At 72.5% G+C, this 13,401-nt stretch carries 11 protein-coding genes; 3 read left to right on the forward strand and 8 right to left on the reverse strand.

The features are described from left to right. Positions 1-13 precede the first annotated feature (13 nt). A complete protein-coding gene (locus tag AC0VX6_RS14375) occupies positions 14-2,494 on the forward strand; it encodes an FtsX-like permease family protein (RefSeq protein WP_475469351.1) in 2,481 nt (826 codons plus the stop codon). Positions 2,495-2,629: 135 nt separating this feature from the next. Here AC0VX6_RS14375 and AC0VX6_RS14380 read toward each other — a convergent pair whose 3' ends face one another. The 6 genes from AC0VX6_RS14380 to AC0VX6_RS14405 form a co-directional block, all read right to left on the reverse strand. Then, on the reverse strand, positions 2,630-3,277 hold the full coding sequence (locus tag AC0VX6_RS14380; protein WP_475469160.1) for a recombinase family protein: 648 nt from the start codon (positions 3,275-3,277) through the stop codon (positions 2,630-2,632). 196 nt (positions 3,278-3,473) lie between these two features. Continuing rightward, complete coding sequence (locus AC0VX6_RS14385) at positions 3,474-3,716, reverse strand: hypothetical protein (RefSeq protein WP_475469162.1); 243 nt, start codon at positions 3,714-3,716, stop codon at positions 3,474-3,476. A 61-nt stretch (positions 3,717-3,777) separates the two neighbouring features. Beyond that, the gene (locus tag AC0VX6_RS14390; protein WP_475469164.1) at positions 3,778-3,960 is read right to left on the reverse strand and encodes a hypothetical protein; all 183 of its coding nucleotides are present in this window, start codon (positions 3,958-3,960) and stop codon (positions 3,778-3,780) included. A gap of 60 nt (positions 3,961-4,020) precedes the next feature. Continuing rightward, positions 4,021-4,650, reverse strand: coding sequence for a hypothetical protein (locus AC0VX6_RS14395; protein WP_475469165.1), 630 nt, complete (start codon positions 4,648-4,650; stop codon positions 4,021-4,023). Positions 4,651-4,793: 143 nt separating this feature from the next. Further along, complete coding sequence (locus AC0VX6_RS14400) at positions 4,794-5,294, reverse strand: putative phosphothreonine lyase domain-containing protein (RefSeq protein WP_475469167.1); 501 nt, start codon at positions 5,292-5,294, stop codon at positions 4,794-4,796. A 54-nt stretch (positions 5,295-5,348) separates the two neighbouring features. After that, positions 5,349-8,276 (reverse strand): Tn3 family transposase, encoded by a 2,928-nt coding sequence (locus AC0VX6_RS14405; RefSeq protein WP_475483723.1) that lies wholly within the window; start codon positions 8,274-8,276, stop codon positions 5,349-5,351. Positions 8,277-8,599: 323 nt separating this feature from the next. Here AC0VX6_RS14405 and AC0VX6_RS14410 point away from each other — a divergent pair, with 323 nt between their 5' ends. Both AC0VX6_RS14410 and AC0VX6_RS14415 read left to right on the forward strand, forming a co-directional pair. Then, on the forward strand, positions 8,600-9,208 hold the full coding sequence (locus tag AC0VX6_RS14410; protein ID WP_274973218.1) for a DUF3887 domain-containing protein: 609 nt from the start codon (positions 8,600-8,602) through the stop codon (positions 9,206-9,208). A gap of 53 nt (positions 9,209-9,261) precedes the next feature. Further along, the gene (locus AC0VX6_RS14415; RefSeq protein ID WP_475469353.1) at positions 9,262-10,248 is read left to right on the forward strand and encodes a lysostaphin resistance A-like protein; all 987 of its coding nucleotides are present in this window, start codon (positions 9,262-9,264) and stop codon (positions 10,246-10,248) included. On the opposite strand, the gene AC0VX6_RS14420 is transcribed toward AC0VX6_RS14415, so the two are convergent. Continuing rightward, positions 10,223-11,926 (reverse strand): serine/threonine-protein kinase, encoded by a 1,704-nt coding sequence (locus AC0VX6_RS14420; RefSeq protein WP_475469168.1) that lies wholly within the window; start codon positions 11,924-11,926, stop codon positions 10,223-10,225. The genes AC0VX6_RS14415 and AC0VX6_RS14420 overlap by 26 nt on opposite strands. Positions 11,927-12,125: 199 nt before the next feature. Then, positions 12,126-13,400 carry an RNA polymerase sigma factor gene (locus AC0VX6_RS14425; RefSeq protein WP_475469169.1) on the reverse strand — a complete coding sequence of 425 codons (1,275 nt, stop codon included), beginning with the start codon at positions 13,398-13,400 and terminating at the stop codon, positions 12,126-12,128. Between the last annotated feature and the right edge of the window lies 1 nt (position 13,401).

Here is a 13,401-nt window from a genome sequence, read left to right on the forward strand (position 1 = left end):
ACGAGTGAGCCTGATGCTGGCCTGGCGCATGCTCCGCCAGGACGGGAGGCGTTCGGTGCTCGGCGCGGGACTGCTGGGGTTGCCGGTGGCCGTGGCCGTGCTGGTGCAGATTCTCTACAGCACCGCCATTCCCACCCCTGAGGAGGACAAGGTCGCGGCCATGGGCGCGGCCCAGGCACGTGTGCTGTCCCAAACGGAGGAAGCCTCGGCCCAGGCGCTGCGCCAGGTGCTACCCGAACAGGCGCGCATTCTCCAGGCCGCTGGTTCCGTGGTCTCCCTCCAGACCTCGCACGGCCCGGTGCCCACCTCGGTGACGCTGGTGGACCTGTCCGACCCCCTGACGGAGGGGCTGCTGGAAGTCACTACGGGCCGGATTCCCGAGCGTAGCGGCGAGGTGTTGGTGAGTCAGCACCTCAGCGACACCCAGGGGATGGAGGTCGGTGACCAGGTGGGTGTGGGCGAGGACCACACCGCCACCATCACCGGCCTGGTCCTCGATCCCACCGACCACGACCGCGACTTCCTCGTGGGACTGCCCACGGACCCGGCGCTGACCACACAGCAGGAGGGTGCGGGGCCGTGGCTGGTCGGCGGTCTTCCCCCGAGCATGGACGAACCCGCGCTGGTGGAGCTGCTGGGCCCGCACGGTTTCGCCGTGGACCCGCGCACCCCCGGCCCCACACCGGGCGCCCCTCCCGCCGCCGAGGACACCACCCGCGACGACGACCGCGCGGTGCTGCTGTTCACCGCCTTGGGTTTGGGCGAGGTCGGGCTGCTGGCCGCGGCGGTGTTCACCCTCACCGCCCAGCGCCGCCGTCGTGAACTGGGGTTGTTGTCCGCGGCCGGGGCCCGCCCGGCCCAGCTGCGCCGGGTGGTACTGGCCCACGGTGTGCTGGTGGCCGCGACCGGCGCCCTGGCCGGACTGGCCCTGGGGGTGGTGTTGGCGCTGGCCGCCCAACCGCTGGGGGAACAGATCGTGGGCGTCTCCTGGGGGCCGCCGGTGATCCGTCCCGACCAGCTCGTCTGGATCGTGGTCCTGGCGCTGGTGGCGGGACTGGTCGCCGCCTGGCTTCCGGCATGGTCGGTGGCACGTCGAGGCCCGGTGGCGGCGCTGCGCGACACGCCCCCTCCCGCCGTCTGCCGACGCCGAACGTGGGTGTGGCCGCTCCTGGCCACGGTGGGCCTGGTGGCCCTGGTCGGCGGCATCGCCGTGGGGATCATCCCGCTGGCCGGGGCGGGCGCCCTCGCCTACGCGCTCGGACTCCTCGGTTCGTGCGCCCTGCTGCTGCGTACCCTGGCTGTGGTGGCCGCGCGTCTTGGAGTACGTGCGCGGGTGGCGTTGCGCGGCCCGGCACGCAGTCCATCGCGTTCACTGCCCCTGGCGGTGGCGGTCTGCGCGGTCATGGCCGCGGCGTCGGTGGCCGGAGTGCTCCTGCACAGCGCCGACCAGCACAACGCCCGCGCCTACGTGCCCCGCCTCCTGGACGGCCAGGCCGTGCTGAACGGCCCCCTGCCCGCCGACGACGCCGCGCTGCGGCCGGTGACCCAGGCGTTAGGCGGCGCGCGCGTCATCCGGCTCTCCCACGCAGCGATACCCACGGACGGCGGTCCGGTGCGTCTGACCCTGGACAACGCCGCACGCCGGTGCGCGCAGCCTCCCCCCGGCGGCGTCCCGGAACAGTGCCCGAAGGAGTTGGGACCGGGTCTCACCCCGGTTCAGGACGTCGCGGTGGCCGACGAAGACCTCGTCGCCGCGCGCTTCACCCAACCCGACCAGCGCGAACGGGCCCTGCGTGCCCTACGCGGCGGCCAGATTGTCCTGACCGACCCCGCATTGCAACACAGCCCCGGACAGGCCCGGCTGGTACCGGGCAACGACCTTTCCGCAGAGGCCGTGGAGCTGGACGCGGAGGTCATCGTTCCCGAACAGCCCGTGGGACAGTTGCCCCACGCCCTCGTCTGGCCCGCGACCCTGGCCGAACACGACCTGGTGAGCACCCCGGTCCGCGGGGCCCTGCTGGTCACCGGCACAGAGCCCACCCCCGACCAGGTCGAAGCGGCCCGCTCTGCCACCAACCGCCACCTGGGCGGACAGGTCGATCTCTACGTCGAACGCGGCTACGACAGTCAGGAGATCGCCTCCGTGCTGTGGCTGTTCATGGCCTTGGCCGCCGTCACCGCGGTGGGGACAGCGGCCATCGCCGGAGCGCTCTCCTCCGCTGAGCACGCCCGTGACGACGAGGTCATGGCGGCGGTGGGCGCCCGTCCCCGGTTCCTGCGCGCCATGGCGGCGGCGCGCCTGCTCGCGCTGGTGACTCCGGCCGCTGTGCTAGGCCTGCTCGGAGGCGGCGCGGCGATGATGCTGGCCCTGTGGGCCTGGGGTGAGTGGCCACCCACGGTGCCCTGGGGGTCGCTGGCGGCTGCTGTGGTCGCGACCGCGGCCGCCGCCTGGCTCACCGGTTACCGATCCGCACGCACACTCACTGGTCGATAGCGAGCACGTCCAGGGCGGCACGGTGTGCCGGGGCCTGGACGGTGCCGAGCAGACGGGTGAGTGCGCTGTGACTCTGCTCGGGGGCGGGAGGGTGTTCACCTGCGCCCTACCGCCCCTGCTGGTGGCTTGACAGCGTCACTGAAACTCCTGAAGTTCGGTGCGGCCGCCCGACAGTTCCGGCACGTGCTTGTACAGCGTCGAGCGGGACACCCCGAGCAGGCGGGCGATGGAGGCCACCGAGTTGTCGGGGCGGGCGAGCAGGTCGCGAGCGTGGCGGACCTGCTCCGGCGTCATAGCCGGGGGCCGTCCCAGGCGTTTGCCTGCGGCGCGGGCGGCGTCCAGGCCCTCGCGGGTGCCCTCCACGATGAGTTCGCGGATGAACTCGGCCAGGGCGGCGAAGACGTGGAACACGAGCCTGCCGCCGGGGGTGGTGGTGTCCAACGCTTCGTGCAGGGAGCGAAAGCCCACCCCGGCGCGGCGCAGGTCCCCGACCAGGGTGATGAGGTCCTGGAGCGAGCGGGCGAGGCGGTCCAGGGCGGGGACGACGAGGGTGTCGCCGGGGCGCAGGTAGGCCAGGCACGCTTTCAGCTCGGGGCGCTGGGCGTTCTTGCCGGACTTCTTGTCGGCGAAAACCTTGGCGCACCCGGCCGCTTCGAGGGCGCGGAGCTGGCGGTCGAGCTTCTGCTCGCGGGTGGAGACGCGGGCGTAGCCGATCAGCGCCCCGCCGCCGGAGGCCGGTGCGGGGGCGAGGGGGTCGTCGGGGAGCGCGAGGGTGGTGTCCATCCCCCAAGTGTACGAAAAACGGTGCCTCCGGAGTAGATGAACACCAGAAGTTTCCAACACGTTTTTCCGACACCCTCGGGCCCGGTTCGGCGCCCTCCGGAGCCGTTCCGGGCACCTGTCGCAGAAACGAACGTTTTCCAACGGTCGGCACCACCGTCCGGCCACGGCGAAAGGTAGGACGACTCCGCCGCCACCTTCACCCCCGGCCGGCGGCCAGGTGCTCGATGACCGCGCGGGTGAGCGCCTGGCGCAGCAGCCGCTCGCGCTCGCAGGCGTCCTCGCCCGGCGGCTCCAGCAGGTCGATGACCGCCCGCAGCACCTCCGCCGAACTCAGGCCCGGGCGGCCGATCCGCACCCCGGCGAGCGCGGCCCACCGGGCCAGCGCCTCCCGCTGGGCGGTGTCCAGGTCCAACGTCATCCGCGTCCGCTGCCCGCTCATGACCAGGACCTACCCGGGCACGGAAGGCACTGCACCCACGGCGAGCACGGAAAACCCGTGGTCAGCGCCCCGCCGGGGGCGCGCCGCCGTCCTCACCGTGGTCCTGCTCGTCCTGGCGGCGGTCGGCCGCCGACTGCGCCCGGGAGTCGAACCCGCTGCGGGCGGTGTCCGACTCCGGGTCGCGGGCCGCGGCGGACTGGATCCGCCCGGCGGCGTCCTTGTCCATCTCGGTGTGCTTGTCCATGTCCTCTACCTACCCGCTGACCAGTCCGCTGCCGCTTTCCGGCGTGCTTGGTCCGCCCCCTTACGGGCCCTCGGCGGCGTCGGCGCGGCGCTGGTCCTGGGCCAGGTGGTAGCGCATGAAGTCGGTGGGCTCCATGGCCAGGACCGCCCGCAGCTCGTCCCGGGTCAGGGGCCGGCCGTCGATGCGCCACTGGTCGGGTTCGGTGGCCTCCAAGTCCTCGATCGAGTGCATCCCCTCCACCCGCAGCAGGATCTGGACGGGGTCGGGCCCCTCGGTGGGCACCGTGCGGGCCAGACGCTGCACCAGCTCGGAGCGCACCTCCTCGCGCGGCCGCGGCGGCGCCTGCCCGTCGGCGTCGTCGCATCCGCAGTCGGCGAAGGAGTCGGGGAACGCCTGCCGCGCCCCGGCCCAGACCTGCTCGGTGTCCTGGAGCCGGTCGGGGTCGGTGAGCCAGGGACGGTTGTTGTCCAGCACCATGGCCTCCCACTCGGCGTCGAACTGGTGGGCGTACTCGGGCGCCTCGGCGCGCATCTGGGCGATGACCTCGGGGGTGATGACGCGCCCCTGGTAGGTCATCGGAACCGGTTCGTCGACGTCGTCGAAGACGAACCCGGCCGCGGCGGCCTGGCGGGCGGCCGGGTTCTGCGGCCCCAGCCGCTTGTTGCGCGGCTTCTTGTTGCGTTTGCCCATCTCGATCCCCCTGGGTGTCGGCGCGGGTGGCGGTGCTGCGCGGGCAGCGTAGGGCCCCCGGCCCGCGGGGGCGGGCATAGCGGGGCGGGACCGGCGTGTCCGGGCGCCGACCCGGTGGCCCGGTCGGCGCTCGGGCTCCGGCGTCAGGCGGGGAAGGGACCGTAGGGTTCGGTGCGCGCGAAGATCTCCTCCGGGGTGCGCTGGGGTTGGTCCTGCGGATCGCCGAAGATCGCGTGCTGGTCCTCGGCCGTGCAGGCCTCGCGGCGCTGGGTGAAGCCCTCCGAACCAGGGCCGGCCACGTACAGGGAGGCGCCCTTGCCGTAGAGCAGGGCGTGGGTGGCGGCATCCTCCTTGTAGGACAGGCGCTGGTCGATGCCCATCGCCCGCAACTCGCCCAGGACGCGGGCCACGTCACGGCGGTCGCGCCAGTCCTTGGTGTAGACGCAGATCAACACGTCCTTGCCGGGGGTGTGGTCGGTGGCGACCTTGGCCTTCCACCCCAGGCGTCCGGCCTCGGTGGCCTCCACGATGGCTGCCCATACCTCCTTCACCCTCTCGGGGGCGGTGAAGGGCATCCACTTGCCGGTGAACCCGGCGTTGACCAGCTCGGCCACCTCCTTGCGTTCGGTCTCGTTCGCGTTCATGTCCACGGCGTAGCGCCACGGATGCATCGTCTCTGTCCTCTCGTCGGGGGTCTCTCACACGGCCAGGTCCAGGCGCTTGTCCATGTCCAGGTCGAACCGGCCATAGGGGTTGATGTGGGTCCAAAACAGCGGGTTGAGCGCTCGCCGGTCCTCGGGGGTGAGCCGCTTCGCCCAGACGGGGTCTTCCAGGACTCGTTGCAGGAGCAGGGTGTTGACGTAGACCAGGGCGGACTGGAGCAGGTGCAGGCACAGCATGGAGATCTCGGCCGACTCGCGGTCGTCGCCGGTGAGCACGCCCTCCTTGCCGTAGAAGAACGTGTCGTTGGCGCCGTTCCAGTTCTCCACCACCTCCAAACCGCCGTGGATCTCCCGGCGCAGGGCCTCGTCGGCCAGGTAGTCGCAGGCGAAGATGGTGCGCACCGCCCGGCCGAGTTCTTCCAGGGCCTGGTAGACGGGGTTCTTGGGGCCGCCACCCTTGGTGAAGCGGCGCAGCACCTGCTCGGTGTCGGCGGTGCCCAGCCGCAGGGCGGTGGCATAGGCGACCATCTGGTCGTAGTTGCGCTCGATCAGCGCCCAGTCGATGGGTCGGTTCTTGACCACCCGCTCCAAGTGCGGCCAGGTCGCGGGACCGTCGTCGGGGCTGTACAGGCGCACCGCGCCGATGTTCTTCAGCCGGGGCAGCAGCTTGAACCCGAGCAGCTCGGTGAAGGCGAACCCCACGATGGATGCGCCGTGGGTGTCGGTGTAGTTGGCCTGGACCTCGGCGTCGGTGCAGTGCCGCAGCACGCCTTCGATCATCGCCGCGACCTCGGAGGAGGAGCACGACTTGAGCTGGGAGTAGATGCAGGCCCGGCCCTTGTCGACGTGCCAGTAGATCATCACCCCGTGCCCGCCATATCGAGCGTGGAACTCCGTCATCAGGTTCGATTCCCAGGAGCCGAACCGTTTGGAGTCCGAGGCGGTGGTGGTGGCGGTGCCCCACCAGATGGCATCGCGGGCGGCGAAGGTCTCGTTCACCACCGTCGCGATGGCGCGGCGCAGGTTGTCGCGGGTGATGTGCGAGGCGCGGGTGCGGCGCAGCGCCCCCTCGTCCTCGCCGTGGTCACCGGTGGCGATCATCTGCTTGATGCCCATGTTGGTCCCCAGGGCGAACAAGCACAGCAGCAACCGGCGGTGCAGGGTCGCCTTGGGGACGGCCTCGCGGGTGGCCACCGAGACGAACTCGGAGCAGAACCCGGTGAGCAGCGCGGTGTCCTTGAGGATGTCGAGCAGGTCGATGGTGCCCCACCGGCGCTGCACCTCGCCCTTGAGGGCGCCCAGGTTCTGGGGCTCGTCCAAAGGCTCCAGCTTCGGGACGCTGATCCAGGGCTGTCCCTTGCGGGTCACCACTCGGACCCCGCCCGTGGTGCCTTCGGCCATCGCCACATCCAACCGGTCCAACGCGGCGCGCATCCGGGTGCGCACCCCCTCAACGAAGGCGTTCGGCTCCACCGGCTTGCCCAGCGCGGCGTAGTGCACGTCCCGGTTGTCGGCGAAGTCGCCGGGCAGGTCGGTGTCGGGGTCGCGCCACTTCCCGGCGCCCTCCACGTAGATCTCCCGCCGGCGCAGGGCCTCGCGTAGCGCGATGAGCACGCACAGCTCATAGGGGATGCGCTCCACCCGCTCCGAGGCCTGGTCGGTGACGGCCTCGGTCCAGGCCTTGGGCACCACACCATCGATCGGCACCACCTCGCCGGCGCCGTAGAACTTCTCCTTGCGGTCGACGTCGGTGTAGCGGCCCAGCAGCTCGATCGCTTCCATCACCGGCCGGTAGGCGGTGTTGTTGCAGCGGAACGACAGGGCGGCCAGCAGCGGGGAGAGCATCCGCCGGTAGTAGTGGGAGTAGGAGCCCCGCAGCTGGTAGCGCACTCGCTCGGCCACCGCCTTCTCAGTGGCCATGAGCTCGCGCGCCAGACGCCGCAGGGTCTTGGCTCCGCCGGGCACCACGGGGAAGATCACTTCGGCCACCGTCCCGTCCGGGGAGGCCAGAGAGGCGTCCACCATCCGGCGCAGGATCGACTTCTTGCCCGGCACTGCGGTCAACTGGCCGATCAGTTCCTTCTCCACCCGCGTCTCGGCGCGGGCGTTGATCCGGTGGATGAGGCGGATCAGCAGCTCCACCAGGCCGTCGATCAGCTCGGCCTGGCGGGTCCAGCACAGCGCGGCCAGCAGGGTGTAGCGCACCGGTTCGGCGCACTCGGCGAAGTCGGAGGGGTACATCCGGGCCGCCCGGGAGCGCCAGGCGGCCACGATCTTCTCCGACACGCCCCCGAACGGCTCGTCCGGCAACCCCAGGGCCTGCACGGTCTTGAGCTTGTCGATCTCCTCCAGCAGGGTCTCCAGCCCCAGCGGGCCCGGGTCGGACTTGACCGCCAGCAGCACGCCCTCGGTGCCCAGCACCTTGGACTGGAGCCGGTCGCAGATCCCCGGGCCCAGGCGGGTCATCACACTGGTGGTGAAGGCCTTCTCGAACCGGCGCACCCCCGAGGCGACGATGCGCTCGATCTGTCCGGGGCGCGGCGGCTCGATCTTCAACGTGCGGCACCGGCGCTCCACCGCCTGGGCGAGCTCGTCGCGGCCGGCCTCCACCGGGCACACCTGGTCGGCCAGCCAGTCGGCGAGCTGGTCCTCCTCGTCCTCGGTGGCCGCGTGGGTGCCGTACCTGTCGCGGATCTGGCTGCGGTGGTACTTCACCGACCGAGTGTTCCAGGGGTACTTGCCGAACAGGGCCGCCTCCACGCCCACCTGGTCGGCGACGAAGGGCACCGCGGCGGCCGGAATCTCCTCGGCGTAGGAGGGGAAGCGGCCCTCGATCTGGAAGAACTTGAGCTTGAGCGCGAACCCGAGCCGGGTGGCGCCGCTCTTGTTGCCGATCAGCTTGCGGTCGCCCTCTTCCAGGGTCCACTCATCGACGAGCTGTTCAGGGGTCCAGTCCTGGCGCATGAGGGGGGTACTCCGCGATCGTGTGCGGTCAGTCGACAGCGCACACGATCGCGGACAGGGATCGGGTTACCGGCGGGTTCGCCTAATCCGTGACCTCGGACCGCCTCCGAAGCTACTCACCGGTTACTTTGCCCCTCGCCGTAGCTTCGGGAGAACCGGGCCTGGACAGCTGAGCGCGGCCGCGGCGGGGTTCGGGCGGCACGGCCCGCAAAGGGGCACGCGTAACGCGAAGTCCTTCGGGCGCCGGTGAGGGGCGCCGTTTTCCGTAGTCGGTCGCGCTCACCCGCTTGCCCACGGCCTACTTGTCAAGCTAAGGTTTACACGTGCAAGAAAAGTTGACAGAGGCGCTGCGTGTCCTGAAGGCGCGCACGGAAGCGTTCCTCGCCTCGCGCGTCCTGACGAGGGACGACGACTGGACCGACTCGCTGGGGCGCGCCGTGAGCATGCGCGCGGCCGCCGACGACGTCGTGCGCGCCGTCGTGGGGCAGGCGCGCCAGGACGGCGTCACGTGGCAGGTCATCGGCGACGCGCTCGGCGTGAGCAGGCAGGCGGCGTTCCAGCGCTACGGCAAACCGATCGATCCCAGAACAGGAGAGCCCATGAACACCACACCGCTCCCCGGAGCCGCCGAACTGGCCGTCTCGGTGATCGAGGACCTCGCGTCCGGGCGATGGTCGCACGTCACCGAGCGGTTCGATCCGGCCATGCGCGACGGCCTGTCGCAGGACGCGCTCGCGGCCGCGTGGGCGCAGATCATCGGCCTGGCGGGAGCCTTCGAGGGGCGGGGGGAGCCGGAGGCCGCCCGGGCCGGCGACGTGACGGTCACGAACACGCCGCTCTCGTTCGAGGCGGGCGACTACACGGCACGGATCACGTTCCGCGACGACCGCACCGTGGCCGGTCTGCACATCCTCGAAGGGAAGCCGTCGTGACCGACGAATCCCCGAACGTGTCGAGGACGGCCGCGACCCGGGGCGGATCGCGTATGAGCGGCCGCGACCTGCGCTCCATCGGCGTGTTCACCGCCCTGGCGTTCGCACTCGCCTGGCTCGTGGCGCTCCCGCTCTGGCTCGGCGACGGACTCGCCAGCCCCTGGTTCCCGGTCGTGGCCACCGCCGTGATGATGACCCCCGCGATCGCCGCCCTCGTCGTCGTGTTCCTCGTGGAACGGCCGAGGCGGAAGGCGTGGACGCTCGGACTGTGGCCGCTACGACCGGTCCGCAGGCTGCTCGGCTACGCGGCGCTGGGGGTCGTCGTGCCCATCGCGCTCGTCCTGGCTGCGCTCCCGGTCGGCGCGCTGCTGGGGGTCTATCCGGCCGACTTCGCGAACCTCTCCGCGTTCCGGCAGGTCCTGGAGGAGCAGGCGGGCGCCGCCGGAGCGGCCGAGCTCCCGATACCGGTCGGCGCGCTGATCGCCATCCAGCTCGCCGCGCTGCCGGTGGCGGCGTTCGTCAACCTCATCCCGGCGCTGGGAGAGGAACTCGGGTGGCGGGGGTGGCTGCTCCCGAGACTGATGCCGCTCGGTACGCTCCCGGCCCTGCTGGTCTCGGGCGTGATCTGGGGCCTCTGGCACGCCCCGCTCATCCTCCTCGGGTACAACTACCCCGACGCGCCGGGCTGGCTCGGCCTGACCGCGATGGTCGGCATGTGCGTCCTGGTCGGTGCGGTCTTCGGCTGGCTGCGGCTGCGGTCGGGGTCGGTGTGGCCCGCGGCCCTCGCCCACGCCGCGTTCAACGGGGCGGGTGGGACCTACCTCCTCTTCTCGAAGGCGGGCGAGCACGTCGACACCACGCAGGCCACGATCCTGGGCTGGAGCGGATGGATCGTACCGCTCGCGCTCGTCGCGGTCCTGATCGCCACGGGACAGTTCTCCTCCGCCAAGCACCCGTCCGCCCCGCCGTCCGGGGAGGGGCCCGCACCCGAAGCCGAGGAGGACCGGGACCGGCTCAGGCCGGCTCGAAGGACTCCATGACGACAGTGCGCTGGACGTCATCGTCAGCCCACGAGGCATCGGTGGAGGCCCAGGCCAGCGTGTAGTACTCCCCGGGAGCCACCGCGATGTTGCGGGTCAGCACGCGGCGTGTCTCGCCGGCCTCGTCCCGCCAGGTGAACTCCCACTCGGCGGCCGAGTGGAAGCCGGTGTCGCCGGTGACGTCCGCGATCCGCACCCGCTCGTAGCCCGGCAGCCGACCCGAGTCGTACACGCCCTGTTCCTGGTCCAGGACGTGCTGGTACTCGTCGTCGGTGGGGTGCTCGGCCATGTCGATCTGGAGGTAGCTGGCGTCGGCGGGGGACTCGTAGAAGACGCTGCTGCCGTCCACCCGGCGGATCCAGCCCTCGGGGATGCGCATGCCGAAACCGTCCGGGTCCTCGGTCCAGGTCATCCCGGGCACGGGGGTGTCGTCGGCGCCGCCCTCCTGGGGCGCCCCGGTCTCCTCGGGTTCGGTGGCGTCTCCCCCGGCCCCGGCCCCGGCCTCCTGCTCGTCCGCGCCGAGGTCGGAGGGCTCCTCCGTACCCGTCCCGGCGGCGGAGACGCCGCTGTCGGAGCCCCACGGATCGAGCACCACCACCAGCGCCGCCACCGCCACCAGCGAGGCCAGGCCCAGGGTGAGCACCACCATCGGCCAGGACAGCCGCCCGCCCCGCTGCGGTACCGGCGCCGTCGTGACCGTCGTCTGGGGCGGGAGCGCCGCCGGGGGCCGCGGGACCGGCCCCGGGGCTTCGGGCGGCACCGGTCCCTGGGTGACCGTGGGTGTGGGGCCGCCCACCGGCCGCGGCGGCACGGACACGGTCGTGGCCGAGGGGGCCGTGAAGGCCGCGGCGGCGGTGTCTCCCCGCGCCTGCGCGGTCAGCAGCGCGCGGCAGCGGTCGGCGTCGATCCGCCTGGCCGGGTCCTTCACCAGCAGGCCCCGCACCGCCTGGGCCAGCGGACCCCGCCCCAGGACGTCGGGCGGCTCCTCGGAGGTGACGGCGTGCAGCGTGGCGGGGATGCCCTCACGGCGGAACGGGGAGTTGCCGGTGGCCGCGAGGTACAGGGTCGCGCCCAGTGACCAAAGGTCGCTCGCGGGGGTCGCCGGGCTCATCGCCAGCCGCTCGGGGGCCAGGTAGGCGGGGGAGCCCATCACCCCGGCCGTCTGGGTGACGGAGGAGGTGTCGGCGATGGTGGCGATGCCGAAGTCGGTGAGCACCACCCGTCCGGTGTCGGTGACCATGACGTTCTCGGGTTTGACGTCGCGGTGCGTGATCCCCTGCCCGTGCGCGGTGCTCAGCGCGCTGAGCAGGTCGAGCCCCCACTGGGCGGTCGCCCGGGCTCCGCGCGGGCCCTCCTGGCGGACCAGCGCGTGCAGGGAGCGCCCGCTGAGGAACTCCATGACGATCCACGGGCGCCCGTCGTCCTGGACGATGTCGTGCACGGTGACGATGTTGGGGTGGCCGCCCATCGCGGTGGCCTGCGCCTCGCGCCGGGCCCTGGCCGCCATCCGGTCGCGTTCGTCGTCGTCCAGGCCCGGGCCCAGGAGGATCTCCTTGACCGCGACGGTGCGGTTGAGCTCGGTGTCGTGGGCCCGCCAGACCCTGCCCATCCCGCCCCGGCCGATCTCGGCCAGCAACTGGTAGCGGCCACGCAGTGCGCGGTGCGGCTCGGCCCCCATCGGACTCCCTTGCGGTGCGGGCCCTCGTGACCCCGTGGACGTCGACAAGCCCGCAGGGACAGCGGTTTCCCACGCGCGCCGAGCGACCATGGTACTGAGGTACGACGGTGCTTCGACCCCGTGGGAGCGCCGCCCCTGGTCAGCCCGCCGCACCGGAGCCCCGGGGCGAACCGCGACGCTCTCCGGGGGCGTGGACCGGTCAGCCCAGGTCGGCGAGTTTGCCTTCCAGCACCTCCCGCTCGCGCTCGTTGCCGCACCGGCGCACGGCCAGCTCCAGTTCGGTGCGCGCCTCAGCGGTGCGGCCCAGGCGCACGAGCAGCTCCCCGCGCACGCTCGGGAGCAGGTGCGAGTCCGCCAGCGCCCCGGCCGCCGCCAGCTCGTCCACGATCCGCAGCGCCGCGGCCGGTCCCCGGGCCATGGAGACCGCCACCGCCCGGTTGAGGTCCACCACCGGGGAGGGCGCCAGACGGCCGAGCGCCTCGTAGAGCAGCACGATCCGTTCCCAGTCCGTCTCCCGCACCGAGGGGGAGAGCGCGTGGCGCTCGGCGATCGCGGCCTGGAGGCCGTAGGCGCCCAGCCCGCGGCCGGTGCTCCCGGCGCGGGCCAGGGCTGCCCGCCCCCGGCGGATCGCGGCGCGGTCCCAGCGGCGGCGGTCCTGGTGCTCCAGCAGCACCGGCCGCCCGTCCGCCCCGGTGCGGGCGGGAAAGCGCGCCGCGGTCAGCTCCAGCAGCGCCAGCAGGCCGTGGACCTCGGGCTGGTCGGGGACCAGCCGGGCCAGAACCCGGGCCAGGCGCTGGGCCTCGCCCGCGAGGTCGGGCCGGAGCAGGTCGCCTCCGGAGCTGGCCGAGGAGCCCTCGGTGAAGACCAGGTAGACCACGTTGAGCACCGAGCCGAGCCGCCGGGCCCGCTCCCGGGCCGGGGGCACCCCGAAGGGCACCCGGGCCGCCCCGAGGGTCTTCTTGGCCCGGGTGATCCTGGCCTGCACGGTCGCGGTCGGGACCAGGAACGCCCTGGCGATCTCGTCGCTGGTCAGACCGCCGACCACCCGCAGGGTGAGCGCCACCCTGGCCTCCCGCGACAGCACGGGGTGGCAGGCGGTGAACATCAGCGCGAGCACGTCGTCGTCGATCCGGTCCGGATCCCACAGCACGTCGTCGGCCTCCCCGACGGGATCGCCGGGCGCACTGCCCGAGGCGGCGCCGCCCTCGCCCAGGTCGCGGGCGAGGACGGCGTACCTGTCGTCCAGGGTGGAGCGGCGGCGGAACGCGTCGATCGCGCGGCGGCGGCCGACGGTGAGCAGCCACCCCGCCGGGTTGCGGGGCACGCCCTCGCGCGGCCAGGTCACCAGCGCCTCCTGGCCCAGGTCCTCGGCCAGCGCGAAGTCGCCGGTGTAGCGCGCGAGCGCGCCGACGATCCGCGCCGAGTCGATCCGCCAGACGGCGGCTACGGCCTCGCGGCCGGTGGGGTCGGCCATC

Source organism: Nocardiopsis sp. iso_25, from assembly GCF_056173305.1.

Bases quoted from the DNA above. Each gene is read 5' to 3' on its own strand.
- AC0VX6_RS14375 (WP_475469351.1), top strand. From the start codon at position 14: ATGCTGGCCTGGCGCATGCTCCGCCAGGACGGGAGGCGTTCGGTGCTC.
- AC0VX6_RS14380 (WP_475469160.1), bottom strand. From the start codon at position 3,277: ATGGACACCACCCTCGCGCTCCCCGACGACCCCCTCGCCCCCGCACCG.
- AC0VX6_RS14385 (WP_475469162.1), bottom strand. From the start codon at position 3,716: ATGAGCGGGCAGCGGACGCGGATGACGTTGGACCTGGACACCGCCCAG.
- AC0VX6_RS14390 (WP_475469164.1), bottom strand. From the start codon at position 3,960: ATGGACAAGCACACCGAGATGGACAAGGACGCCGCCGGGCGGATCCAG.
- AC0VX6_RS14395 (WP_475469165.1), bottom strand. From the start codon at position 4,650: ATGGGCAAACGCAACAAGAAGCCGCGCAACAAGCGGCTGGGGCCGCAG.
- AC0VX6_RS14400 (WP_475469167.1), bottom strand. From the start codon at position 5,294: ATGAACGCGAACGAGACCGAACGCAAGGAGGTGGCCGAGCTGGTCAAC.
- AC0VX6_RS14405 (WP_475483723.1), bottom strand. From the start codon at position 8,276: ATGCGCCAGGACTGGACCCCTGAACAGCTCGTCGATGAGTGGACCCTG.
- AC0VX6_RS14415 (WP_475469353.1), top strand. From the start codon at position 9,262: ATGAGCGGCCGCGACCTGCGCTCCATCGGCGTGTTCACCGCCCTGGCG.
- AC0VX6_RS14420 (WP_475469168.1), bottom strand. From the start codon at position 11,926: ATGGGGGCCGAGCCGCACCGCGCACTGCGTGGCCGCTACCAGTTGCTG.
- AC0VX6_RS14425 (WP_475469169.1), bottom strand. From the start codon at position 13,400: ATGGCCGACCCCACCGGCCGCGAGGCCGTAGCCGCCGTCTGGCGGATC.